Source organism: Bifidobacterium sp. wkB344 (assembly GCF_003688305.1).
Taxonomy (GTDB): Bacteria; Actinomycetota; Actinomycetes; order Actinomycetales; family Bifidobacteriaceae; genus Bombiscardovia; species Bombiscardovia mizhiensis.
In genome coordinates this window covers 1-200 of sequence record NZ_NPOQ01000019.1, presented here as the reverse complement: position 1 = coordinate 200, position 200 = coordinate 1, and the positions used below count along the sequence as shown (strand labels likewise).

General features: G+C 65.0%; 1 rRNA gene. It reads right to left on the bottom strand.

Features of this window, described 5'->3' with window-relative positions:
* Nucleotides 1–200: ribosomal RNA gene (locus CI601_RS06810) — 16S ribosomal RNA — on the bottom strand; the annotation flags it as partial.

The following is a 200-nucleotide window of genomic DNA, read 5'->3' as shown; positions in this document are numbered from 1 at the left end:
TCCCCACCTTCCTCCGGGTTAACCCCGGCGGTCCCCCGTGAGTTCCCACCATAACGTGCTGGCAACACGAGGCGAGGGTTGCGCTCGTTGCGGGACTTGACCCAACATCTCACGACACGAGCTGACGACGACCATGCACCACCTGTGAACCGGCCCCGAAGGGAAACCGCGTCTCCGCGGCCGTCCGGCACATGTCAAGC